Annotated in this window: 21 protein-coding genes; 15 read left to right on the forward strand and 6 right to left on the reverse strand. The window is 42.7% G+C overall.

The genetic code is table 11. From position 1 onward, the window contains the following. The first annotated feature begins 260 nt into the window (after positions 1-260). The 5 genes from K358_RS18230 (at position 261) to K358_RS0108325 (ending at position 5,761) form a co-directional block, all read left to right on the forward strand. Positions 261-2,507, forward strand: coding sequence for a sensor domain-containing protein (locus tag K358_RS18230; protein WP_051241243.1), 2,247 nt, complete (start codon positions 261-263; stop codon positions 2,505-2,507). 42 nt (positions 2,508-2,549) lie between these two features. Further along, on the forward strand, positions 2,550-3,338 hold the full coding sequence (locus K358_RS0108310; RefSeq protein WP_027696383.1) for a class I SAM-dependent methyltransferase: 789 nt from the start codon (positions 2,550-2,552) through the stop codon (positions 3,336-3,338). A 94-nt stretch (positions 3,339-3,432) separates the two neighbouring features. Next, positions 3,433-3,948, forward strand: coding sequence for an ATP-dependent zinc protease family protein (locus tag K358_RS0108315; protein ID WP_244875242.1), 516 nt, complete (start codon positions 3,433-3,435; stop codon positions 3,946-3,948). A 148-nt stretch (positions 3,949-4,096) separates the two neighbouring features. Beyond that, positions 4,097-4,768, forward strand: a complete 672-nt coding sequence (locus K358_RS18785; RefSeq protein ID WP_027696385.1) for a hypothetical protein — start codon at positions 4,097-4,099, stop codon at positions 4,766-4,768. Between the two features lie 453 nt (positions 4,769-5,221). Then, entirely contained in the window at positions 5,222-5,761 is a 540-nt protein-coding gene (locus K358_RS0108325; protein ID WP_027696386.1) for an isochorismatase family protein, read from the forward strand. 328 nt (positions 5,762-6,089) lie between these two features. Here K358_RS0108325 and K358_RS0108330 read toward each other — a convergent pair whose 3' ends face one another. Continuing rightward, positions 6,090-6,680, reverse strand: a complete 591-nt coding sequence (locus K358_RS0108330; RefSeq protein ID WP_027696387.1) for a response regulator transcription factor — start codon at positions 6,678-6,680, stop codon at positions 6,090-6,092. 9 nt (positions 6,681-6,689) lie between these two features. Then, entirely contained in the window at positions 6,690-8,534 is a 1,845-nt protein-coding gene (locus tag K358_RS0108335; RefSeq protein WP_027696388.1) for a sensor histidine kinase, read from the reverse strand. A 141-nt stretch (positions 8,535-8,675) separates the two neighbouring features. Between K358_RS0108335 and dsrO the strand changes: the two genes are divergently transcribed. From dsrO to K358_RS0108350, 3 genes are read left to right on the forward strand one after another with little or no spacing between them, the layout of a single operon-like run. Further along, positions 8,676-9,434 (forward strand): sulfate reduction electron transfer complex DsrMKJOP subunit DsrO, encoded by a 759-nt coding sequence (dsrO, locus tag K358_RS0108340; RefSeq protein ID WP_027696389.1) that lies wholly within the window; start codon positions 8,676-8,678, stop codon positions 9,432-9,434. After that, positions 9,434-10,549 (forward strand): NrfD/PsrC family molybdoenzyme membrane anchor subunit, encoded by a 1,116-nt coding sequence (nrfD, locus tag K358_RS0108345; protein ID WP_027696390.1) that lies wholly within the window; start codon positions 9,434-9,436, stop codon positions 10,547-10,549. Before dsrO ends, nrfD begins: the two co-directional genes overlap by 1 nt. 9 nt (positions 10,550-10,558) lie before the next feature. Continuing rightward, positions 10,559-13,645: a tetrathionate reductase subunit A gene (locus tag K358_RS0108350; protein WP_027696391.1), complete on the forward strand. Its 3,087-nt coding sequence runs from the start codon at positions 10,559-10,561 to the stop codon at positions 13,643-13,645. A gap of 124 nt (positions 13,646-13,769) precedes the next feature. Here the strand turns inward: K358_RS0108350 and K358_RS0108355 are convergent, their stop codons facing one another. After that, positions 13,770-14,642 (reverse strand): carboxylate/amino acid/amine transporter, encoded by an 873-nt coding sequence (locus K358_RS0108355; protein ID WP_027696392.1) that lies wholly within the window; start codon positions 14,640-14,642, stop codon positions 13,770-13,772. 73 nt (positions 14,643-14,715) lie between these two features. Then, entirely contained in the window at positions 14,716-15,141 is a 426-nt protein-coding gene (locus K358_RS0108360) for a universal stress protein (RefSeq protein ID WP_027696393.1), read from the reverse strand. A gap of 319 nt (positions 15,142-15,460) precedes the next feature. Here K358_RS0108360 and ftnA point away from each other — a divergent pair, with 319 nt between their 5' ends. The 3 genes from ftnA to K358_RS0108380 all read left to right on the forward strand — a co-directional run bounded on the left by ftnA (position 15,461) and on the right by K358_RS0108380 (position 17,965). After that, positions 15,461-15,991: a non-heme ferritin gene (gene ftnA, locus K358_RS0108370; RefSeq protein WP_027696394.1), complete on the forward strand. Its 531-nt coding sequence runs from the start codon at positions 15,461-15,463 to the stop codon at positions 15,989-15,991. A gap of 81 nt (positions 15,992-16,072) precedes the next feature. Beyond that, a complete protein-coding gene (gene uspB, locus K358_RS0108375) occupies positions 16,073-16,396 on the forward strand; it encodes a universal stress protein UspB (RefSeq protein ID WP_027696395.1) in 324 nt (107 codons plus the stop codon). 381 nt (positions 16,397-16,777) lie between these two features. Continuing rightward, positions 16,778-17,965 (forward strand): BaiN/RdsA family NAD(P)/FAD-dependent oxidoreductase, encoded by a 1,188-nt coding sequence (locus K358_RS0108380; RefSeq protein ID WP_027696396.1) that lies wholly within the window; start codon positions 16,778-16,780, stop codon positions 17,963-17,965. Positions 17,966-18,243: 278 nt separating this feature from the next. On the opposite strand, the gene norW is transcribed toward K358_RS0108380, so the two are convergent. After that, complete coding sequence (norW, locus tag K358_RS0108385) at positions 18,244-19,419, reverse strand: NADH:flavorubredoxin reductase NorW (protein ID WP_027696397.1); 1,176 nt, start codon at positions 19,417-19,419, stop codon at positions 18,244-18,246. Next, entirely contained in the window at positions 19,419-21,005 is a 1,587-nt protein-coding gene (norV, locus tag K358_RS18240; RefSeq protein ID WP_051241244.1) for an anaerobic nitric oxide reductase flavorubredoxin, read from the reverse strand. Before norV ends, norW begins: the two co-directional genes overlap by 1 nt. Positions 21,006-21,241: 236 nt before the next feature. On the opposite strand from norV, the gene norR reads away from it, so the two are divergent. The 4 genes from norR (at position 21,242) to K358_RS0108410 (ending at position 25,611) form a co-directional block, all read left to right on the forward strand. Further along, the gene (gene norR, locus K358_RS0108395) at positions 21,242-22,825 is read left to right on the forward strand and encodes a nitric oxide reductase transcriptional regulator NorR (RefSeq protein WP_027696398.1); all 1,584 of its coding nucleotides are present in this window, start codon (positions 21,242-21,244) and stop codon (positions 22,823-22,825) included. Positions 22,826-22,924: 99 nt separating this feature from the next. Next, entirely contained in the window at positions 22,925-23,302 is a 378-nt protein-coding gene (locus K358_RS18245) for a TehB family protein (RefSeq protein WP_051241245.1), read from the forward strand. Between the two features lie 143 nt (positions 23,303-23,445). Then, positions 23,446-23,916 carry a Dps family protein gene (locus K358_RS0108405; RefSeq protein WP_027696399.1) on the forward strand — a complete coding sequence of 157 codons (471 nt, stop codon included), beginning with the start codon at positions 23,446-23,448 and terminating at the stop codon, positions 23,914-23,916. A gap of 231 nt (positions 23,917-24,147) precedes the next feature. After that, a complete protein-coding gene (locus K358_RS0108410) occupies positions 24,148-25,611 on the forward strand; it encodes an SLC13 family permease (RefSeq protein ID WP_027696400.1) in 1,464 nt (487 codons plus the stop codon). Position 25,612 lies beyond the last annotated feature (1 nt).

The raw sequence follows: 25,612 nt of genomic DNA on the forward strand, positions 1-25,612 counted from the left end.
TTGTTGTTTTATACTACGAATATAACAAACAAAACCTAAAATAGTTGGTAAGGTTGATAACATAAGTCATTATTATTTAAGCGAGTGATTACTCGTTTTTTTATTTAAGCACTGAACGGCTCAGTGTGATCTTATTATCAAAAACGTAGTTTGAACTGATGAATGTAGATTTTAGATATTTGATTACTTTGGCTCTTACCTTCGCGAGTAGTTTCGCTTTGGCAACTGACAGCGGCATAAAATCAAGCGTAGAGTCTACTATGCCTGAAACAAACTCAGTGGTGATCAGCCAAGCTCAGTCTAGCTCTGCTGGTATTCCTCATCCCAATGATATGCTGCAGTTTTTCGCCTATTTCACTGTGTTGGCGGTGGTTTTATTTTTGATTATTCGTCATTTTAAGCGTGTACGTATTACGGAAAATCAATCACAGCAAAATCAATATTTATTGGAAACGGTTTATGATTTAAGTCGACAAGCCATTGGGATTGTCGATGAAAAAGGGCTGTTAATCTCGAGTAATCAGACCCTGCAAGAATTGGTGTATGACCCAAACTTTGATTATGGCCACCCAGTTTGGAGCTATAGTGGCTGGGGGGAAGCAAGTGGTAAAAAAGTTGAGCAGGCGTTTCTCAAAGCACAGCAAGAAGGGCTGACCCGGCTTGAGGTGGAATTAGTAAGAACCAGTATTGGGCCAATTACTTTAGATTTAAGCATTAAAAAATTACCAGTAGTGGATGGCCATGATGAGCAATATTTATTTGAAGGTAAGAATATTACCGATCGAAAATTGGCAGAAAAACGCTTAATTGAAAATGAGGCCAAGTTTCGAAATTACTATCAATTGCAGCCGGTGATGATGCTGACTATTGATGAGCATGATTGCATCCAAGCAGCCAACAAGTTTACCTCGAAAATCTTAGGCTACGATAATCTGCAACTTTTAGGGCGAAAACTACAGACTCTCTACGCTCAAACCACCCAGATAAGTGCACTAGAAAAGCTACGTCAGCCACAAAAAAAACATGCCCTAGTGGCACGTCGTGAAATTCAATATATTGATAATACCGGTCAGTTAGTCTGGATAAGAGAAAATATCCGTCAAATCCCAGAAACTCGTCAGCTATTGATAGTCGGTGAAGATATTACCGAAACCCACCTGTTAGCTGAGCAGCTAGAATATCAAGCTTATCACGATGGTTTAACTGGCTTGTATAACCGATATCATTTTGAGAAACAGATTGTCACCGCTTTAAAGGAAGTGAAAGGTAACATACGTGCGCATGCTTTATTTTATCTCGATCTTGACCAGTTTAAATTAATCAATGATACCGTCGGTCATGAAGCTGGCGATGCGGCGATTGTTTATAGCGCAGAACTGTTAGAGCAGTTAATCCCAGACAAAGCGACACTAGCAAGAACCGGTGGTGATGAGTTTGCTATTTTATTGCGTGATTGCGATGAAGAAGAAGTGAAGCAATTTTCTCAGTCGATTCTCAAGGGCTTCAATCAAAGTCAGTTTATGTGGCGCGGCATTCACTTTAACTTAAACTGCTCGATCGGGATCCGTAAAATTGATTACACCGCAAAATCGGCGCAAGGAGTCTATGCTCAGGCGGATACGGCTTGTTATTTAGCCAAAGAAGAAGGGCGAAACCGAGCGCACTTATATAGCACTGATGATGAAAACTTCCGTCACCGTGAGCTGGAAATGGCTTGTGTTAACCAAGTCTATGACGCATTGGCCAATGACCGATTAGAGCTTTATGCCCAGCCGATTTTAGATATTACGCCATCGCCGAGTGATAAGTTGCACTTTGAAATATTGGTACGTTTGCGTGATCAGAATAATGAGCTGATGTCGCCGGGGATCTTTATGCCGGCGGTTGAGCGCTATAACCTGGCTCACTTGATTGATCGGGAAGTGTTTAAGCAAACGCTGGCCTGGTTTGAGGCGCGACCGGATGCGATTGATAAGCTAGGTCGTTGCTCGATTAACCTTTCAGGTCAGTCTATGGGCGATAAAGACTTTATTGCTTTCCTGATTGAGCTGCTGCAAAACACCACTGTACCGACAGAAAAAATCTGTATTGAAATCACTGAAACGGCTGCGGTCGGAAATATGCAACAAGCCTCCCAGTTGTTTACCCGCTTAAAGCAGCTAGGTTGCAAGATTGCATTAGATGATTTCGGTTCAGGCTTGTCTTCTTTTGCTTATTTAAAAACCTTGCCGTTAGATATCGTGAAAATTGATGGCTGCTTTGTACGAGATATGCATCAAGATGAAGTGGACTATATTTTAGTGCAATCGATTCATAACCTAGTTAAGCAGCTTGGTAAGCAAACGGTGGCTGAGTTTGTGGAAAATGATGAGATATTATCGTGCCTAATGGAGTTAGGGGTCGACTATGCTCAAGGCTACTTAATTAGCGCGCCTAAGCCATTAGAACAATTGGTAGAAAGTTTTATTGCTCAACCTGCTTCATCTTATCTTCCGGATCACGGATAATGCCGCGTCATTATTTGAATCCGTATAATTTTTGGAGTTTGTGTGCAGCTGAACCTATGTTGTGATAATCCTTCTCAGCAAGCTCAATTAGATGAGATTGCTGCACGTTGGCAACTTACCCATCAGCCTGATAGCGTTTTTGCTCTAGTGCTTACCGAACAACGTTTAGAGCTGCGTAAATTAGATGAACCTAAGCTAGGCGCAATTTATGTCGATTTAGCCGGAGGCGCAGTCGCTCATCGACGCAAGTTTGGTGGTGGTAAAGGTCAAGCGATTGCTAAAGCAGCAGGCTTAAATAAAGGTGCCACACCGAGCGTATTGGATGCCACTGCCGGATTAGGACGCGATGCATTTGTATTGGCATCGTTAGGTTGCAAGGTTCAAATGGTAGAGCGTAACCCTGTGGTTGCCGCTTTATTGGATGATGGTTTAACTCGCGCAAAGCAAGATCCTGAAATTGGTGATTGGGTCAGTGAACGAATGAGTTTATTACACGCTTCGAGTCACGATGCTTTGCAGCAATTAATGGCGAAAAGTGATTTCGTGCAACCAGATGTTGTCTACCTCGATCCTATGTACCCTCATCCTGAAAACAAAAAGAAAAGCGCATTAGTCAAAAAAGAAATGCGGGTGTTTCAATCTTTGGTGGGGGCGGATAATGATGCCGATGATTTATTAGAACCGGCACTGCAACTGGCCACTAAACGAGTGGTAGTTAAGCGCCCAGACTACGCGCCGTGGCTTAATCAACACAAGCCTAGCATGGCGATTGAAACCAAGAAAAATCGCTTTGATGTGTATGTTCTCAACAGTATGGTGACACAAAGCTGACACTTTCGAGGGAATTAACATGCGAGCATGCAGTCTGAATAAGAGTCGTCCCCAAATGATAGGGGTATTTATATTCAGACATTAAAAGGTGATTATGAAATTATCACAAGCTTTATTGACCGCTTCGTTATTCATTCCTTTATCTTCGCTTGCGGTAGCTGCCGAGCCGCAACAAGATGTCGCTCAATTACTACAAGATAAAATCGTGGTCGGCGAAAAAGAGTGGGTAATGGTTTTAGATACCGATCAGCGCACTATCGCCAAGATAGATACCGGCGCGACCACTTCTTCAATCAACGCTATTGATATTCATGACTTTGAAAAAGACGGCAAAGATATGGTGTCGTTTAAAATCAAAGCCAAAGATGATGTCAGTAAAGAAATCACCTTGCCAGTTAAGCGCTGGGTGCATATTAAACAATCTTCAAGCCCAGAAACCTCACGTCGTCCAATTGTTGAACTAGATATTAAGCTGGGCGATAAGACCTACACCACACCATTTAACCTGGTGGATCGTGACCACATGAGCTATGCGATTTTGATTGGTCGTTCTTTCCTCAACCCAGTTGCATTAGTGGATGTTGAACAAAAATATATCCATAAGAATTAATCTGAAAATCAAACCTTTGTCATAACTGCTTTCAAATACGAGTAATTTTCACTTGTATTTAATGATATTTAACCCTATAAAGAAATGAGAATCGTTGTTATTTGCCTTATCGTAATTGCGATTGGTCATTTCATTAGGGTGTGTAGTTATGGCAAAGTCTTTATGTAAATTTTCTCGCCGCGATATTAAAGACGGAAAAATCGACAAGTTAGTGTTGGATTCACAATTTTATTGTGGCTCTTGCGCTCGCACGTCGAATCAAAAAGGCGCACTATGCAAACCTGTCTCTCTTGCCAAGCTTTCTCAATCTAATCAACTCGATAAAAAAGTGACTCAAGCATTATTGCCTATTCAGGCGAGCAATGTACCTGACGTGATCGCCAAAGCTAAAGCGATGAAAGCGCAACGTGAATATAACCAGCAAGCAACCATCAAGGCGCTTAATAATGGCGTGAACTTAGTGGTGCCATCAAAAGTGATTGCTAAACCTAGTATTGAACCAACTATGCCAGAACTTGAGGCTCAACCTTTGCTTGCTCCAAATGAAATCAAACAACAGCTACAAACCTTGAAGAAAGGCCTAAAGGCACAGAAGAAACAACAGAAACAAATGAAAAAACTGCTGAAAAAGCAGCGTAAGTTAGCGAAGAAACATAAGAAAGTTTTAAAACAAGAGCTTAAATTGAATAAGCAAGAAGCCAAGATTGCCAAACAAGAAGCGCGTATCGAAAAACGTTTATCTAGCTTTAGCACAGTCGAGCCAATTCAGTTTCCGAAAAATATCACCGGCAAAGTGGTCGGCCTGAAATCACTGCATTAAGAAAGGCTTTTGGGTCGTCATGAAAGATAGTCATTACAGCCGAACCTAAACGAGATTAGAAACCTACTTATCTAGTGCTGAGCCTTGTAAATGTAAACTTGAGGCTGGTACATCTCCAATCTATGCGTCTAAATAACAAGCGCTCACAAATCACTCCTCCCTTTACCAATGAAAAATACTTGGCATCAAGATTTATAGCCAAAGGAGGGCGGAGGAGGATTGATGTGAGTAATTTATTTGTGCTCCATTCTTAGTTAGGATTGTAATTTTTCTCAATACATTAGGTATCCTTCTGAAAGGTAAATCACCTAAATGCTTTTAAAAAATCGTTATTAGAGTATTTTATGACAATAAATGAATTGATTCGCAGCGATCGTGTATAAAATTCATTTGGGTTTATCTGAGTTTATTGTTAATACTGTTATAAGTCTGCATTAAACTAAGGATGGTAAAATGTTGTCACGAGATAAAACAGGGCTTATCGTTGTAGATGTGCAGGGTAAGCTTGCACGCTTAGTTTATGATAGTGAAACACTCATCTCTAATTGCTCTAAATTGATAGCTGGGGTTAGAGCCCTAGGTTTGCCCATAGTTCTGCTTGAGCAAAATCCTGAGAAGTTGGGTAAAACAGTAGAGGAACTAAGAGTTTCCCTTGGTGAAGTCAATCCGATAACAAAGTTTACCTTCAATGCCTGTGAGTCTCCCGATTTCCTAACCACCATCAAAGATATAGATGTCGATACTTGGTTAGTTTGTGGCATTGAGGCGCATATATGTGTGTACCAAACTGCAAAAGGATTGGTTGAATTAGGCTTCAATGTTGAGCTGGTTAATGATTGTGTTTCCTCTCGTACGCTATCAAATGTCCAATTGGGTATTAATCGGTTGAAGGAAAGTGGTGTGGAAATATCGGGGTTAGAAATGTGTTTCTACGAACTTGTAAAAGACTGTAGGGCAGCTGAATTTAAGCAGGTGCTAAGTTTAGTTCGTTAGAACTCGCCTTATAACAAATAAGGATAGGTATCGCGCAGCTAACACCTTATCTGGGTGTTGAGCAAGCCCGAAACTGCTTATTATTGTAAAATGAAGAATTTATGGGTATCTAGCCCAATAAAAAGAGTGGTATCGTTTTTCATGCTAGCCTCCTAATTTGGTTCTTTAGCAAACTAATTATGGCTCTGGCTTCGCTAACCCACGAAACGGGAGGCTAGCACCTTCGTGGGAGTCATTATGTCTACTTTCCCATACATCAACTAATCCGTAAGTTATTGAATTAGTAAGATCGGGAACTCAAAACAATCCGATGGTCTATTTAGTTGATTCATTTCAGTTGAGCATACTGCATCACCAACTCAGCAATGCTTTTGGCGGAAAACTTCTTCATTAAATTCGAGCGGTGGACTTCGACCGTTCGCACTGCGATACATAACTCCTCGGCGATTTGCTGATTCTTCATTCCTTGCACTACCAATCCTAAAATAGCCTGTTCTCGCTCTGTTAACGATTCAAATGCCTTTTGTATAGTCATTGCTTGGGCAGCTTGCTCAGAATAGTCACACGCCTTATTGATGGCCTCTACCAGTACCTTGCCATCTACTGGCTTTTGTAGAAAATCCACCGCGCCTTGCTTTAACGCTTCAACCGCCATGGGTATATCGCCGTGGCCGGTTAAATAAATCACGCCTAATGGACTATGTTGTTGCTGCAACAGTTGGTGGACTTGCTGGCCTCGCATACTTGGCATGCGGCTATCGAGTACTACACAACCTGCCTGATCGAGTTTTGCTTGTTGGAGAAAGCTTTCACCATCGGAAAAACATTGCACTTGGTAGTCAAATTCTTGCAGCAAGAAGGCCAGAGAATCGAGCACGGACTCATCGTCATCAACTAGGTAAATCGGCAATTGAGTCATAGTGATCCTTTAACTGTTTTGTTGATGGCTAGAAGGTTGTAAATAGGGTAATTGAATATGCGCTTCACACCCGTGTGGCTCAATAGGAGACAAGGTAAAATGACCATGATGATGTTCAATAATATCGTGGCAAATCGATAGCCCCAAACCTAGTCCTTTTTCTTTGGTACTGACAAAGGCGCTTTGCAATTCGCTAATAGGCTGAACTAAGCCTGCGCCATTATCACGCAGATAAATATCCAACTGTTGCTCGGCATAATCAATGACTACCTCAATGCGGTTAGTCAGCTCTTGAGGGTAGCTGAGACAAGAATCGGCAGCGTTATTGATGATATTGACTAACACTTGCTGTAAACCTACCGCATCAGCATAAATCTCTCTCGGGTTGCCATTTGTGACGACTTTGATTTGTATGTTTTTATCCGTTAAGTCGTGGCTGAGTAGGGCTAACGTGTCATCGATTAATGCATTGATGTTTAGGTTTTGCTTAGCCACTGTACGCTTGGTGATGAGCGTTCGTAAGCGCTGCACAATTGCATCAACTCGCACCACTTGTTGCTCAATCTTATCCATAATTGGCGTTAGGCTGGTGGCATCCGCGCCTTTTTCAATCCGCAGTTTTGCCCCTTGGCTGTAATTGCGAATCGCCGAAAGGGGCTGATTAATTTCATGGGCCAGATTAGTACCAAGCCCGCCAACAATCGCTACCCGCTGGGCATGTTCTAGCATTTGGCTTTTTTGTTTTAGTTCGAGCTGCGCTTGATTGAGGAGTTTCTGGTTGCGGTTAAAACGAAATTCTAACCAAAAGTGATAAATATTCAGCGCGATAAATAAAATCGCCGCGCCCCAAGCCCATTGTTGATGCTGTTTTAGCCACATTAAAGCCTGTTGCCACCAAGGGGTTTGCTGTGGGTGAATATTTAAATCACGATACATTTTTACCACGCTCAATGAACTGATTGGCGATGACCAACCATGTGATTTAGCGGCAACCGCGGCAGGGTTATCTTTGGGTAGATTTAATAACGCTTGAGTAACGGCGGTGGCCATCTCTTCATTGGCTTTGCTGGTTTTGGCAAATGACCAGTTGGGATACAGCGGGGTCGACACTGCGCAAGGAAAGTCTTGCGGGGCGCTATTGTTGACCACCCGAAATTGCGATTTATCGATCAAGCCTTCTTTATCCATATTTTCTAATAAGCATACCGGAGTAATTGCTACGTCGGATTGATGATCGCGTAGGTGATACAACATGGCATCAATCGGAAAACCGAGATAATCGATTTTTTTGAAGAATAGGCTCGGGTCTTGTTGTTTGGATTTTAAATACTGACTTAAGGTGAGAAACCCGCCAAACGCATCCGGTGAAACGGCAACTGCGTGACTATTTTGCAAATCTTCTAGGTCGATAAACGGACTGTCATTTCTGACGACTAAGGTACTGCCGAGCGCTTGATTGGTGCCATTAGGCCACGGGCTTTTTAACGTTGCGATCCAAGATAATGGATACTGCCAGCCGAGCTTGACTGATTGGCCGGGATTGGTGATCACAAATTCTGCGCTGTTGGTTGTGATCACTTCTTCCATTTGATCTAGGTTTCTCGGCCGTAGAGAAAATTGGTATTGAGGTAATTGTTGGTTAAGCCAATCAATAGTCGGTTGCCAGCGCTGTATCGCTTGAGGATTACCGCGAGTCGCCAGTACGGCAACTTGAATCGGTTGAGCTATAGGTTGAGATTGAGGCTGTGAACTTTCCGCATGAGCTAAAGAAAAGTGGCTTATCCCGAAAATAATAAATAACAGGCGAAGCGGCCACCATCTAGTTTGAGTGAGTTGTGTGATGAAGCGGTTCACATGCTTTCCTCGTTTGAAATAGTTCGGGCAAAACTTGTTCTAGATCAAGTCAGGTTGGGTTATGTGGAAAACCACAATAGAGCAAAAAGTATCCATTGGTGAGAATACCCCTTAAGAGTTATCACCAGCAAGGTCAATCTCATGGATCAAACAAAACGACGCTTTCTCCGTGGTCTCGGCGCAGTTTCTGCCGGGGCTGCCATTATTCCGGTGGCGACTGCCGCTCCTATCATTCGTAATAACCAAGAGCCAGGCCGTCAAGGCATGAAGGGCAAGCGTTATGCAATGGTGGTCGACCTACGTAAATGTGTTGGTTGCCAAGCTTGTACTGTAGGTTGCAGCATTGAAAACCAAGCACCGATTGGTCAGTTCCGCACTACCGTTAAACAGTATGAAGTGACCTTGGATGATGGCTCAACAGCCAAGCAAGAAACCAAGATGTTCACTTTACCACGCTTGTGTAACCATTGTGAAAATCCTCCTTGTGTAGCGGTTTGCCCAGTACAAGCGACCTTCCAACGTGAAGACGGCATTGTGATGGTCGATAACAAACGCTGCGTGGCTTGTGCTTATTGCGTACAAGCTTGTCCTTACGATGCTCGCTTTATTAATGAAGAAACCCTCACCGCTGATAAATGTACTTTCTGTGCTCATCGCCTAGAAGAAGGTTTGCTTCCTGCTTGCGTAGAAACCTGTGTTGGCGGCGCACGTGTGATTGGTGATTTAAATGATGCCAATAGCCAAATTAGCCAGCTGATGCGCGAATTTAAAGATGAAATCAAAGTGCTGAAACCGGAAGCCGGTACCCAACCGCATGTGTTCTATATCGGTTTGCAAGATGAGTTTACCTCGCATATTGAAGGTAAAGCGGCGATTTACGATCCTCAAGGAGAGCACTAATGAATATCACTGAAATCTTAATTCCGTCTCAGACGGTGGCTTGGCTCCCGTGGGCAGTGCAATACTTTTTCTACATAGGCTCGGCTTATGCAGCGGCGATTTTGTTTTTCGCGAGCCTAGTGCTACGCGATAAGACCAGTCATACATTACGTGCCGCCTTGGCGTTATGTTTAGGTATTTGTGCGATTGTTGGCCCGTTAGCCTTAACCGCCGACTTACACCAACCGGGTCGCGCTTGGCATTTCTTCCCTCATTTAACCTCTTGGTCTTGGATGTCACGTGGCGCAATTTTATTGCCAATTTTCTCTATGTTAGCGGTATTAGCAGCGTGGTTATATCTACGGCCTGAGATTAGCAAGCTAGCCAATAGCGATAATAAATACCTTCGTCTTGTTGGTTTACTCACACTAGGTCAATGGCAAGCATCCGCTAAATTAATTACTGCGGTTGCTGGGGTAACGGTTCTTTCTGGCTTGTCGATTGCTCTGTACACCGGAATGGAAATCTACGCGGTTGTGGCTCGTCCAATGTGGCATCAACCTGCATCGCCTATCTTGTGGTTTGTGACGGCATTCTTTGGCGCGATTGGTTTTACTTTGTTCATTTTGAATTTAATGCCGAACCAAGATAAGACTATTGAATTGACGTCAACGGATATGAGTTTGTTGAAACGTTGCGTGGCAATTTGCTCAGTGTTGTCGTTAATTCTATTACCTATTTGGGTATCCAATGGCGCTTATATGAACTTACTGCAATACGGCAGTTGGTTTAGCAACCTAGTGTTAATGATGGCCGCGTTTGTCGCTTGTTTAGTGATGGCGATGCTAGTGATGCGTGGCCAGCAATTTAAGCGACTTTCATTACTGGCTTGCAGCGCACTTACCATTGCAACGTGTTGGGCGATTCGCTGGATGACCATGATTGAAGTGCAAACTTTGCCGAAATACGACCAAGGCCCGTACCCTTATGATTTGCCATTAGGCGCACCGGGTATGCTGGGGGTAGTTGGCATGGCGGGTTTATGGCTATTGCTGGCGGTGATATTAACCGAAGTAGTGCAATCTAAATCTGACAAGTCAGTTACATTAAACACTCCTTTATCAACTCAAAAGTAAGAGGTCATCATGGATAACAAACGTCGTAAGTTTATAAAATCTGGTCTTGCTGTTGGGGGCGGTGTTGCGTTTGCTGCAGGCTATTCTTCAACTGCCGCTCATACTGCAAAAGGTATTGTCGAAGGTACTGCTGGTGAGAAAACCAAACACATTCACTTTGGTAACTCACTTGATCCTGAATATCAGGTGAAGAACGGCAATCTAATCGCTAACCCAAAACAACGTGTTGCGCCATCTATGTGTTTTGGTTGTTGGACGCTGTGCGGGGTACGCGTTCGTGTGGATAATGAAACCGATGAGATTTTACGTATCTCAGGTAACCCTTATCACCCACTTTCCAGTGAACAAAAAATTCCATTTGAAACACCAGTTAAAGATGCCTATTTATCATTAACTGGTGAAGCGGGCATTGAAGGTCGTTCGACGGCTTGTGCGCGTGGTAATGCCATGATGGATGTGCGCACTAGCCCATATCGTATTACTCAACCATTAAAACGAGTTGGTAAACGTGGTGAAGGTAAGTGGCAGACGATTAGCTATGAGCAACTATTAAAAGAAGTGGTTGAAGGTGGCGATTTGTTTGGTGAAGGTCATGTCGACGGCTTACAAGCGATTCGTGATATTAAAACGCCGGTTGATCCGAATAACCCTGAATACGGCCCGTTAGCCAACCAACTGTTAATGACTAATGCGGGTAATGAAGGCCGTGATGACATTCTAAAACGTTTTGCTTTTAATAGTTTTGGTACTCGTAACTTTGGTCATCATGGTTCGTATTGTGGTTACGCATTCCGTGCGGGTTCTGGCGCATTTATGAATGATCTGGATAAATTCTCCCACATGAAGCCAGATTTTGAACATGCAGAATTTGCGTTATTTATTGGTACTGCACCAGCACAAGCGGGTAATCCATTTAAACGTCAAGCTCGTCAGTTAGCCAATGCGCGTACTCGCGGTAATTTTGAATACACAGTAGTGACACCTACTCTGCAAATGTCGACGAGCCTTGCCACGGGGAATAATAACCATTGGTTAGCCATTAAACCGGGTACCGATTCAGCTTTAGTATTGGCGATCATTCAATGGATGATCAGCAACGATAAATACGATAAAAACTTCCTTGCTCAGCCTAGTGCCGCTGCAATGAAAAAAGCCGGTAATGCCCATTGGTGTAACGCAACGCATTTAGTGATTGTTGAGCAAGGCCATGCGCGAGAAGGTAGTTTCTTACGTGCTTCCGATCTTGGTTTGGCTTTCAGTGGTGATAAATTGTCAGATGGCGATGCCTATGTGATTGTTGATCAAGCCTCTGGCGAGTTAACTCTACATACTCAAGACAAACCTGCGCAGTTGTATGTTGATCAAAAGGTCAACACGCCAAATGGTGAGATTGCGGTTCGTTCATCGATGCAACAACTCAAGCAAGCAGCGTTTGAATACTCTATTGACGAATTCGCTGATCTTTGTGGTATTCCTGCCGATGAAATTACTCAGCTAGCGGCTAAATTACATAAACATGGCAGCAAGTCTGTGGTCGATACTCATGGCGGCAACATGCACAGCAACGGCTTCTACAATGCTTTTAGTATTGTGATGCTTAATGCCATGCTAGGTAACATCAACAAAAAAGGCGGCATGAAAGCCAAAGCGGGTGGTTATCCTACTTCGGCTGCTGGCCCACGTTACGATTTCACTAAGTTTGATGGCATGGTTGCGCCGAAGGGAGTATTCCTTTCTCGCTCTAAATTTCCATATCAAAAAACCACTGAATATAAACGTCGTGTTGAAGCCGGTGAATCGCCATATCCTACTCGTGCGCCTTGGTATCCAATTTCCGCGCCTTTGCTTACCGAGCATTTATCGGCGGCGATTGATGGTTATCCGTACCGCTTAAAAGCTTGGATCAACCACATGGCGAACCCGCTGTATGGCGTACCGGGTTTAACCACGTTGTTGCGTGACAAATTGTGCGATCCGAAAGAGTTGCCTTTGATTGTTTCGGTGGATGCGTTTATCAATGAAACCACAGCAATTTCAGACTATATCGTGCCAGATACCGTGACTTATGAAAGTTGGGGCATGGCAGGTCCTTGGCATGATATTCCAACCAAAGCCGTTACTGCGCGTTGGCCGATTGTGGAAGCTCGTACAGAGAAAACTGCCGATGGTCGTGAGATTTGCTTAGAAACTTTCTTAATTGATATGGCGAAAAGCATGAAGCTAGGTGGCTTTGGTGATAAAGCGATTAAAGATGCGCAAGGTAACTGGCACGGCATTCATAATGCGGCTGACTTCTACCTACGTTCAGCGGCTAACCTTGCTTATGTTGCTGGTGGAACGCCCAATGCCAGCAGTGAAGATATTTACTTCTCAGGGCTAGAGCGTTTGCTGCCTGATATGCAGCGTGTGTTAAGCAAAGATGAATTCGCCAAAGTGGCCTTTATTTATGCTCGCGGTGGACGTTTTGAAAATGCCACTGAAGCCTACAAAGGTGATGTCATGAAGTATCAATGGCAAAAACCGGTGGCGATTTGGAATGAAAAACTCGGCACTTCGCGCAATACCATGACAGGTGAGTTGTATTCTGGTTGTCCAACTTGGTATCCACAAAAGCTGGCAGATGGCACGCCAATGGAAGAGATGTATGCTAAGCCAGAGTGGCCGTTTACCTTAACCAACTTTAAATCGAATATTCATAGCGCGGTATCTAACCTTTCACCACGTTTGAATTCGATTAAAGGTAATAATCCGGTTTATATTCATCCAGAAGATGCCAAGCAATACGGCGTGCAAACGGGCGATCAGTTTACGATTGAAACGCCAACGTACTCGATTAAAGCAACGGCAATGCTGGTGGATGGTATTCATCGTGGGGTACTCGGCTTTGAACATGGTTTCGGTCATACCGAGCTGGGTGAACGTGCTCATTGGATTGGCGATAAGCAACAGCCAGTGAAAATGAAATCGAGCGATGGGGTGAATATCAACGATATCGGCTTGATTGATCCAACCCGTGAAGGTAAAGGCGTGCTACTTGATTGGGTAGTGGGCTCTGCCGCTCGCCAGGCATTACCGGGTAAGATTAAGCTGTCTTAATTGAAAGTATCTTATAGTTAATAGTCTAGAACGAAAAACGGACGCACATTAATTTGAACGTCCGTTTTTTATTGGGGCAATATTTTCGTTTTTCGTTTTTCGTTTTTCGTTTTTCGTTTACAGGCTACACGCTATAAGCCATCGCTTTACGTTTCACCCAAGTCTCATTTACCCATAGCGACAACATAATCACGGCACCACCTAGTAACAAACGGGTTAAATCCACATCGCGATTCCAAATCACAATATTGACGATTAAGCCTGCCGGTACTAGTGCATTATTCATTACCGCCAGTGCGCCAGCGTTCACCAGACAAGCACCTTTATTCCACAAGAAATAGCCTAGTCCAGAAGCAATCAAACCTAAGTAGGTCAAGATTCCCCATTGTAAATTTGTGGTTGGTAGTTTGTCGCTATTGCCCATTAAAGCAAAAGCGATAGAAGCGACGACAAACGCACCAATATAGAAGTATCCAAACACGGTGCGTTGTGAGATCTCAACTTTGTTTTGCTCCATCACATGCTTATAGCCAACTTGTCCTAGGGCGAAACAAATATTGGCACCTTGTACCACTAAGAAACCATTGAGGAAGTTTTCATTGATACCAGCAAATTTAATAATCGCGGCACCGGCAACGGCAATTACCGCAGTTAATAAATACCAAGGTGAGAAGCGACCTTTTAGTAGATCATAAATCAGCGTCACATAGATAGGCGTGAAGACGGTGAATAGCAAGACTTCGGGCACGGAAAGTAGTAGGAAAGATTGGTAATAAAAGCAGTACATCAAGCCAAGTTGAATGCCGCCAATCGCCATTAATTTACCGATTAACTTTGCTGGAATGTTTTTGAATTTAAGGAAAGGAAGAAAGACTAAGCCAGCTAGGGCAATACGCATCCATACTGAAAACCAAGTATCAACTTGACCGGCAAGATAGACGCCGATCAAGCTAAATGAAAACGCCCACAGAAGAGTGACCGCAGAAAGATAAAACATAACTCACCAATTTAAATTAAATGTAAACTAAAAAATATTTATGGAGTTTACATTAATTCAAATTGAAAACACATTAGTCTTCTAAAGGTACGATCAGCATATCGACAGAAGTATCGTTAATCAGCTGGCGAGAAGTAGACAGTAGCTTGCTCCAAAAATCTTTATGGTGGCCACATAGCACTAAATCGACATGTTGCTGCTCAATCGCATGGGTAATTTCATTACATAAATCACCGCTAGAAACAATGGTTTCAGTAATTGGAAAATCAATGTTCTCTACTAAGGTTTTTATTTTTTTCTGTGCCGCTTCAAGCATGGCATTTTGCGTTTCAGCAAAGTTGATTTCCATGAAGCCGGTATACATGTCAGTGAAATTGACATCAATATGAATTAGCGACAATTTCGCGTCACAGGCTTTGGCTAATGCGGCGGCTTTATTGACGAGAATAACGCTGTCATCAGATAGGTCTACCGCTACAAGGATATGTTTGTACGTCATAATGCGCTCTCCAATTATCATTATTTCAGGGCTTTATTTTATAGATAAAAAGCACTGAGTCTGTATTGAGACTATCATTAACATAGCGCAAAAAGTGTTGTTTATCTCTCACTATTTCTCTCATTTTGAGTTGATAAATGACTTTCCATTTATGCAACAAACCATTCATTGGGGTGTATAGATAAATATGGTCGAGCATGGCTAGTTATCCCAAGCTGCTTCAAGATACCAACGGTGAATTCTGCATCTTGATGTTACTAGGGTATAGGCCGTGTTATAGTTTGTGGAGGTGTTTATAAAGAGTTTAAAGGAGTACAACATGCTTTCGAAAGCAATGATTGAGCAATTGAATGAACAAATTAACCTAGAATTTTTCTCATCTAATCTATACTTACAAATGAGTGCTTGGTGTGAAGATAAAGGGTTTGAAGGCGCAGCAGAGTTTTTGCGTAAGCATGCCACGGAAGAAATGGAACACATGCAACGTCTATTTACTTACGTAAGTGAGACGGGCGGACTACCAATTTTAGGGGCGATTGAAGCGCCAAAACATGAATATGCGAGCCTAGGTGATGTGTTCCGTGAAACTTACCAGCATGAGCAAATGATCACGCAGTGTATCAACAAACTTGCTCATTTAGCTTTCACTAGCCAAGACTACTCCACCTTTAACTTTTTGCAGTGGTATGTGGCTGAGCAGCACGAAGAAGAGAAATTGTTTAAAGGGATTTTAGACAAGCTAGAGCTGGTTGGTGAAGACGGAAAAGCATTATTCTTCATTGATAAAGACCTAGCTGAATTGGCAAAACAAGGTTCATCATCTGTAATGGCAGGTACTGCGGAAATTTAACCGCAGATAAAAGTAAGACGCTCACCATTATGCTGAGTGATCGTCTTTCTCTCCTGTCATACGTGATGTTTGGAGGGAAAGATGATCAGTGCAGATACATTACTAACCGCGTTAACCGTTGTGACTCTCATCAATTTAGTGCGTTACATTACCGCACTACGCGCACTCATTTTTATCATGAGAGAAGCGCATCCTCTTCTTTACCAGCAAGTCGATGGCCGAGGTTTTTTTAGCACTCACGGCAATATGACCAAACAAGTCCGTCTCTATCACTACCTCAAAGAAAAAGAATACCTACATCATCATGAAGATGTATTTATTAATAAGTGCAGTAAAGTCCGTGAGTTATTTGTTCTCACCTCAGGCTTGGCTATCTTGACACTTGTGATGGCGTTTATGGTTTAACTGACAACGACTCAGATACCACTTAAATGATGTGATATTGAAAGGATGTGCGTTAAAATCGCGCGTCCTTTTATTTTGCCTATTATTATACCCAAGTGACTTCAAGGTACGAGTTTCAGCAAGAATAAAACAAGCTTTAGGCAAGGCAAATTGAATATGAGCATAGTTATTCTATCTCTGTTCAATTTAACGTAGCATAAAGCTTGTTTTAACTTGCCCTTCGGGAGCTTCATCCAAACCTTTATACAGCGTCAGATTGGTTTGAAAGGTGCCTACATTCCTTCGCCAATCTTCCTTGCCTAAAGGTTTGGATGATAGCTCTGAATTCTGCACTTTGAAGTCATTTGGGTATATAGGCGAGCACAACAAGAGAAAGTAGTTATGAGTACTCATTATGATGTGGTGATTATCGGTGCTGGTGCAGCGGGCTTAATGTGCGCAGCGGAAGCGGGAAAACGAGGTCGCACAACCTTAGTGATCGACCATGCGAAAAAGCCAGGGCGTAAAATTCTGATCTCTGGTGGTGGTCGTTGTAACTTCACTAACTATGATGTCAGTGCCAATAACTATCTCTGCCAAAACCCGCATTTTGTGAAATCTGCGCTATCGCAATACACCAATTGGGATTTTATCAGCCTAGTGTCGAAATATGGCATTGAGTTTGAAGAGCGCGAACACGGCCAATTATTTTGTGTCGATTCCGCCAAACAAATCGTTGATATGCTCCTCAAGGAATGTGACTACCCAAATGTCTCACAGCGTTATCGTTGTGACATTCACGATATTGAAAAAACCGATAGCGGCTTTCGTTTTAAAGCCAACAACGATGAAATCACGTGTGAATCGTTAGTGGTGGCAACAGGCGGACTTTCGATGCCAAAACTTGGCGCCACCCCATTTGGCTATAAAGTAGCAGAGCAATTTGGATTGTCAGTGCTCAACACCACCGCTGGCCTAGTCCCATTTACGCTACACAAAGAAGATAAAGAAGATTTTGCCGAGCTTTCCGGTATTGCGATTCCTGCTGAAATTACCGCGCAAGATGGCACCGTCTTTAAAGAAGCGCTGCTGTTTACTCACCGTGGTCTATCTGGCCCATCGGTACTACAAATTTCTTCGTACTGGCAACCGGGTCAAACCGTTACCATCAACCTGATCCCAGAAGTGGATGTTTTAGAACTATTAACTCAATCTCGTGAAAAACATCCTAATCAAAGCTTGAAAAACACCTTAGCCAAAGTACTGCCGAAGCGTTTAGTCGAAGTACTGATTGAGCGAAAAATGCTGCAAGACAAACCTCTTAAACAGTTCAACCAAAACCAATTGCAAGCCATCGTTCAGCAACTACAACATTGGCAAGTTCTCCCTAACGGCACCGAAGGTTATCGCACCGCAGAAGTCACCCTAGGCGGCGTTGATACCAAACACTTGTCATCAAAAACCATGCAATGCAATAGCGTAGAAGGTTTGTACTTTATTGGTGAGGTGATGGACGTCAGTGGTTGGCTAGGCGGCTATAATTTCCAGTGGGCATGGGCCTCAGGTTTTGTTGCTGGGCAGTGGGTGTAAACGATAGCTTTTTAAATATCGAATGGATATTAAACAACATAAGAAGCCTTAAATCGGCCACTTATGTTGTTTAAGTATAGTCAAAAAATTCTTACTTGGTTGTTATCTGATAATACTCACAAGCTAGCTCATGGTGGAGTGGGGAGGATTCGAGTTCGCACTCTCTTGGCTTATGCAGCGTTCGGCGGATCACCATGTTCACTGACCATTTAGCCCATGATGTTTGCAGTTCATTTATATAATGATTTAGCACTTTCATATCTCCTCCCTCACTCTATCTACACTAATGCTGGTAATGTTTTGAGCAATTTCAACGCATTACTCATGTGGTTTTGTGTGGTGACAAAGCCCACTAGTTCATTATTATCATCAAATGCACGGGCGGTGATGCCTTCCTGATCTAATTCAATCGACCACTTTGATACGGATTGACCAGTTTGCCCGGCTAATTGAATGGGTAAATTAGGCGTTTTTACTTTTACCAACATGGTCGGCAATTTTAACGTTGCTGCTGGGACTGCTGTTTGTAATAAGCTTTCGCGTTGTAATAAGACTTTAGCTAATACGTTGGCGCTTAATAAGGTTGGCTGTAGATATGAGAGGACTTTGTTCTCAATTTGAGCACAATCACCAAGTGCATAGATATTTGAGTCGGATGTTTGTAATTGACGATTGACTACTATGCCTTTATTTACCGTTAAACCAGTCTGTTGTGCTAGTTGGATATTGGGCTTGAGTCCTGAGGCTGAAATAACACTATCGACAAGAAATTGCTCACCAGAATTGAGAATAACCTCTACGCCAAAGTCCGTTTGTTCGAGCGCTTGCACGGTATTATTTAAATGTAACTTCACACCACTTTGGGTTAACTTTTTTTGTAAAGGCGCAGAAATAGCATCTGGTAACATGGTTTGCATGACGCTGTCGCAAGGGTCAACAACCGACACGGTTTTACCTGATGTGGAAAGATCCATGGCCAGTTCAGTGCCAATTAGGCCTGCGCCAATAATGAGTACATGCTCTGCTTGGTCCAGTTTATGTTGCGCGGCTTGATACTCGATACGGCTATTGAGTGTTATCACCTCTTTAACCGCTGAGCCATTCATCGCAGGAATAAAAGTTGAAGCGCCGGTCGCCAAGACCAGTTTTGAATAGCTAAGCACATCCCCTTTGGTTGTTGTCACGTTTTGTGCGTGGCGATCAATCGTTTCCACTTTGGTTTGGGTATAGATTGTGATCTCATTATCTTGAGCGAAGTTATTTGCAGCTTGGCGGATAAGCGCATCGGCATTGTGTTTGTTGGTAAATACATGACTAAGATCGGGCTTATTGTAGTCATGCCCATCATCAGCGGTAATCACTGTGATTGGTGTATGTTTATCTGAACGGCGTAATGCCTTCACTAATTGATAGGCAGCGAAACCACTGCCTATGATCATAATTGGATTACTCATTACGCCACCTGAGATTGGTTATCTTTGTCGATATTGTTACCTAATGTGCTTGCGCAAGGTTCAAACACTTCTTTACCAATACCACATTCAGGGCATAAGAAATCTTCAGGTACTTGTCCCCAAGCGGTTCCCGGTTCAACGCCTTGGTTGGGCTCACCAAGTTCAGGCTCATAGACCCATTGGCAAACGGTGCATAACATCGCTTGCTGATCTTCGGCTGATGAGTTTGTGCTATTCACTGGCTCGACAGTAGTTGGTTCGATTGCAGGCTCATTTGTCGCTTCAATCACATTGGCAGCTTGAGTTGAATTAACTGGTTGAGCAACGGCTTTATTTGTCATGATATTGGTGACGTTCTTAGGTGCAGAATGACTCACATTTGATAGATCATGCAGTGCCCATTCTTTTGCTATTTGACGGCCATAATCACGACATTCTTGCATTGCTTTACCATCAGGACGCCATTTGGTTTTCTTACTAATGGCGGTTTCAAAGCCGCAATCCATCAAGCGAGTGTGGATACGGTCAACTGCACCGCCATTCCAGCCATAACTACCAAATGCTGCCGCTTTTTTATTCTTAAAGCGTAATCCTGTGATTTCTTCTAGCATGCCAGCGACTTTAGGCATCATGACGTTGTTCATGGTAGAAGAGCCAACCAAGAGACCCTTTGAACGGAATACATTCGATAAGATTTCATTTTTATCGTGCAAAGAGACGTTAAACACTTTCACCGCTACATTCGGATCAACATCATTAATGCCTTGGGCAATAGCATCAGCCATCATGCGTGTGTTATTCGACATTGAGTCATAAAATAAAGTGATGCGATCTTCCTGGTAGTTATCCGCCCACTCTAGGTATTGGTGAATAATTTGAGTTGGGTTATTGCGCCATACAATACCGTGAGCAGTTGCGATCATATCAACGGGTAGCTCTAGGCTAAGCACCTCTTTGATTTTAGAGGTCACTAAAGGGCTAAATGGTGTCAGAATGTTGGCGTAATAACGTAAACATTGCTCATAAAGCTCAACCTGATCAACTTCATCATTAAATAGGTGTTCATCACAGTAGTGCTGACCAAATGCATCGTTACTAAATAGCACGGCATCTCCGGTCATATAAGTCATCATGCTATCTGGCCAATGCAGCATTGGAGACTCGACAAATACAAGTGCTTTACCATTGCCTAAATCAATGCTGTCGCCGGTTTTAACCACATTAAAGTTCCAATCAGGCTGGTGGTGGTGTCCTGTGATCGAATCAACGGCATTCTCAGTACAATAAATTGGCGTGTTAGGGATTTTGGCTAATAGCGCGCCTAAAGCCCCAGCGTGATCTTCTTCAGCATGGTTGATAACGATGTAGTCAATCTGGTTAAGATCAATTTCCATTTCTAAATTTTGAACAAACTGTTGGCTAAAACGATGATCGACGGTATCGATTAAAACGGTTTTTTCTTCTTTAATTAGGTAGCTGTTATAGCTGGTGCCACGTGTGATTTTATATTCTGTACCGTGAAAATTTTGTACTTCCCAGTCACGTTGACCAACCCAATGGATATTATTTTTAACATGAATAGACATAAACGACTCCTAAGTATGAATTCTAAATTTGGATAAAAAGTAAATTAATAAATTTCTTATCCATACTATTGCAGTATGCGTGCCAACTTTTAAATTCATTATTATTCAGTTAGTTATGTTTGTATGTCTATTTTTAGTGTCATAATGACAGTGTTTCTTTAGTGTCAAAAAGACATTTTGTGTGTCATATTGACATGGTAATTAAAGAATGTAAGAAAATTAAAGAGAGCAGGCAAATGCAGAAGTTTCATTCACAAATAACGCAACTTGCGCTTGATTTGACGTTAGGAATATCCAATCAAGACCGCTTTGATCGTTTGCTAGAAGTATTAAGGAATATTTTAAATTGTGATGCAGCGGCATTGCTTGCTTATCGAAATCAACAGTTTGTGCCATTAGCGATTGATGGTTTATATGATGAGGTGATGGGACGACGGTTTAATCTTGATGAACATCCTCGTTTAGAAGCGATTGCACGAGCGGGGGATGTGGTTCGTTTTCCTGCCGATAGTGATATTGCTGACCCTTATGATGGACTGATCCCGAACAAAGGGGACAAATTACACATCCATGCCTGTGTTGGGTTGCCGTTAATTGCACATGGCCATTTGATTGGGGCGCTGACGATAGATGGCTTTGATGCTCATCAGTTTGACACTTTCACTGATGGTGACTTACGAACCATTAGTGCGCTGGCAGCCGCGAGCTTACATACCTCTTTATTAGTGAAGCAATTGGAATCACAGGTGGTGAATACCAGTGATGCAGACTCTCATATCACGAAAGAAATGAATTTAACTGAGGAGATGGTTGGTCAGTCGGGCGCGATGATGGATTTAAGAATGCAGATCCAAGCGGTGGCGAATACCGACCTTTCGGTTTTGATTATGGGAGAAACCGGGGTTGGTAAAGAGCTTGTCGCGACCGCCATTCATAATCAATCGAATCGTGCCAAGCAAAACTTGGTGTATTTAAACTGTGCGGCTTTACCTGAGTCGGTGGCTGAAAGTGAGTTATTTGGCCATGTAAAAGGGGCCTTTACTGGCGCGATTAGTCACCGTAAAGGCAAGTTTGAATTAGCCGATAATGGCACGTTATTTTTAGATGAAGTGGGTGAATTGCCTTTAGGGCTGCAATCCAAATTATTGCGAGTATTGCAATATGGCGATTTACAGCGAGTTGGCGATGACAGTGTGCTTAAAGTGAATACCCGCATTGTGGCAGCAACCAACCGAGACTTGCATCAAGATGTAGTGAACGGCAAGTTTCGGGCGGATTTATATCACCGCTTGAGTGTTTTTCCCATTCATGTTCCGGCGCTCAGAGAGCGAACAGGGGATATTACCTTGTTGAGTGGCTTTTTTATTGAAAAGTGCAAACACAAACTGAATTTGAATCATCTAAGTATCTCCCCTGCGGCTTTGCAGTTATTGGGGCAATATAGTTGGCCGGGTAATATTCGTCAGCTTGAGCATGCTATCCACCGTGCGGCGGTGTTATCAAAAACAGAAAAGGTAGCAAAAACAGAAAATAATCAGCCTAGTCCGATTAGTTTACAGCCTCATCATTTTGAATTGATGCAAGCAGAATCTAGCTCACTACAAGGTATTGAAAATCAAAATCAGCTAGCGGATACCGTTAATTCTGACATAGCTAAGGACTACTCCTTGGGTCTAAAAGCGGCTACTGAAACATTTCAAGCACAAGTGATCACGGATGCACTAAACAATAATCAGCAGAACTGGTCTGCTACTGCTCGTGAGTTGAAAATAGACAGTGGTAATTTGCATCGACTAGCCAGACGCCTAGGATTAAAGTAATAGTGTTGCCATACTCAATAAATACGTTCACTAAACTGCGATATCTATGCCCAGTAACGAGGGTATATCATGATATTAATAAGTACTTAAGGGGAATATATGAGCCATTTAGTCATTCCAAAACATTGGAAAATCCGACGTTCTACTCACTTTTTTACTAAAGATAATATACCTAAAGCGTTACTGACTCATCACAATACCGCAGAAGGTGTTTTTGGACAGATCTGTGTCATGCAAGGAACGGTTACTTTTTATGGGTTTGCAAATGAAGAAGCCACTGAGCCAGAACAAGTAGTGGTGATTAATGCCGGTTCGTTTGCCACGAGTCCGCCTCAATATTGGCATCGTGTTGAACTCAGCGATGATGCTCAATTTAATATTAATTTTTGGGCTGAAGAAGAAACCGGTAATAAAGCTATGTTTAAAAGCTCAAGAATTCATAGCAAACCCATCGATGGGTTATTAGATAACAAGTAAGCGGCTTAATCATTCTAAATGGCTAATAGCTTATACCTATCAAATCGATATATTCAATCCATTATCCCTTATTAACTCTAAGGGCTATTCTATGTCCATAGCAAAGTTAATGTTAATCACTACTCACGACAAGAGAGGCGATAATGGAAAAGAATATGATTGGTTTGAACAAACAACAAACAGCAACATTGGTGGATGATCTCAACCAACTATTGGCAGATTATCAAATTCTCTATACCAATGTGCGTGGTTATCACTGGAACATTAAAGGTCGTGATTTCTTTGAATTACACGCTAAATTTGAAGAGATTTATAACGACTTGGTTGTGAAAGTAGATGAAATTGCTGAGCGTATTTTGACACTAGGTGGCACGCCGGTTCATGCTTTCTCACGTTATTTAGAGATGTCAGATCTGGAAGAAACCTTGAATGTGTCGAATGGCAGAGAAGCGGTGGGTAATATCTTATCGGCTTACCGAGTACTACTGACTAAGCAGCGTCAAATTGTGAAAACTGCTGCTGATGTTGACGACGAAGGTACGGTTTCACTAATGAGTGACTATATCAGTCAGCAAGAAAAAGAAAGCTGGATGCTGAATGCTTATCTTCAATAATTCCGCTTATTCAACGATGAACAAGTGATACTACGCCCAGCCTTTGCATCAAAGACTGGGCGTTTTTATAAGCTCAAAACCAAGTAACCACTCAAACATTATGGTTAAAGAAATCACAAAACAAAAACAATAAGTTACACCTTGATCACGAACTGACAACCTACTGATTCATTTTTTATAAAAACCGTATTAAAAATAGCATCCTAATAAGAAGTATAAGTAGGATGCGCTATGTCGATACTAGAAAAAGAGTCAGTTATTCCAATTAATTCCCGCTACTTAGGTCTTGTACTAGGTCCTCTGGTGTTAATTGCTACTTTAATTTTCCCTGCACCATTTGAAGGTTTAAGTGAACCCGCTTGGCGCATGATTGGCTTGGCGACTTTTATGGCGATTTGGTGGGTAACTGAAGCCGCGCCGATCCCTGTTACGTCCTTTTTGCCAATAATTCTTTCTCCATTACTCGGTACAGCAGATATTAAAACTGCTACGGCAGCTTATGCTAATCCATTAATTTTCTTATTCTTGGGCGGTTTTATGCTGTCGATTGCGATGGAAAAATGGAATCTGCATCGGCGCGTTGCTCTGATTGCGATGTTAGCGGTAGGGAACAAACCGGCACATCAAGTCGGTGGATTAATGTTAGTCACAGCGTTTCTTTCTATGTGGATGAGTAATACGGCAACTGCGGTGATGATGCTGCCAATTGGTATGTCAATTATTACGATGGTATGCGGTGAGAAAGGTGATAAAAACCCTCAGTTTGCCAGTGCTTTACTACTAGGTATTGCTTATTCCGCCAGTATTGGTGGGCTTGCTACTTTAATCGGTACGCCACCAAATGCTTTGCTTGCTGCGTATTTATCGAGCTCTTATCAAATCGAACTAGGATTTGGTCGTTGGATGATGGTGGGGTTACCGCTGACGATTGTGATGCTGACACTGGCTTGGGTGTGGTTGACCAAGGTGTCTTATAAGTTGCCAAATGAAGATGCAGGTGATGCTCGCAGTTTATTGAAAAACCAATTGCAGTTACTGGGTAAATTAAGCAAAGGCGAAAAATGGGTTGCGGTAATTTTTGTTGGTGCAGCGGTCAGTTGGATTATTCGTCCACTATTGGCGAAATGGACCGGCTTACCAATTAACGATACCAGTATCGCGATTTTTGCTGCTCTATTGTTGTTTGTGATTCCTGTGAACGTGAAAAAACAAGAGTTTGTTCTCGACTGGGAAAGCACTAAGAAACTACCTTGGGGCGTACTATTACTGTTTGGTGGTGGTTTAAGTTTAGCGGCGCAGATTAAATCGTCTGGTTTAGCGGACTTTATCGGCGATAGCTTAGGCGCGACGAGCGGCATGCCGATTATTGTGGTGATGTTAATTGTCACCGCAGCAATTATCTTCTTAACCGAAGTGACCAGTAATACTGCCACGGCAGCGGGCTTCCTACCGTTACTTGGCCCAATTGCGATTGCGATGGGTGAAGGCCCAATGATGTTAGCCATCCCAGCAGCACTAGCAGCAAGTTGCGCCTTTATGATGCCAGTGGCCACTCCACCAAACAGCATCGTATTTGCTTCCGGTCAGCTTAAAATCAAAGAGATGATTCGTGCAGGTTTTGCGTTGAATATCATGGGTATTTTCATCATCACAGCATTAAGCTACACGCTGGCCGCTTGGGTGTTTGGGATGTAGG

The sequence above is a fragment of the Vibrio litoralis DSM 17657 genome, assembly GCF_000426765.1.
Taxonomy (GTDB): domain Bacteria; phylum Pseudomonadota; class Gammaproteobacteria; order Enterobacterales; family Vibrionaceae; genus Vibrio; species Vibrio litoralis.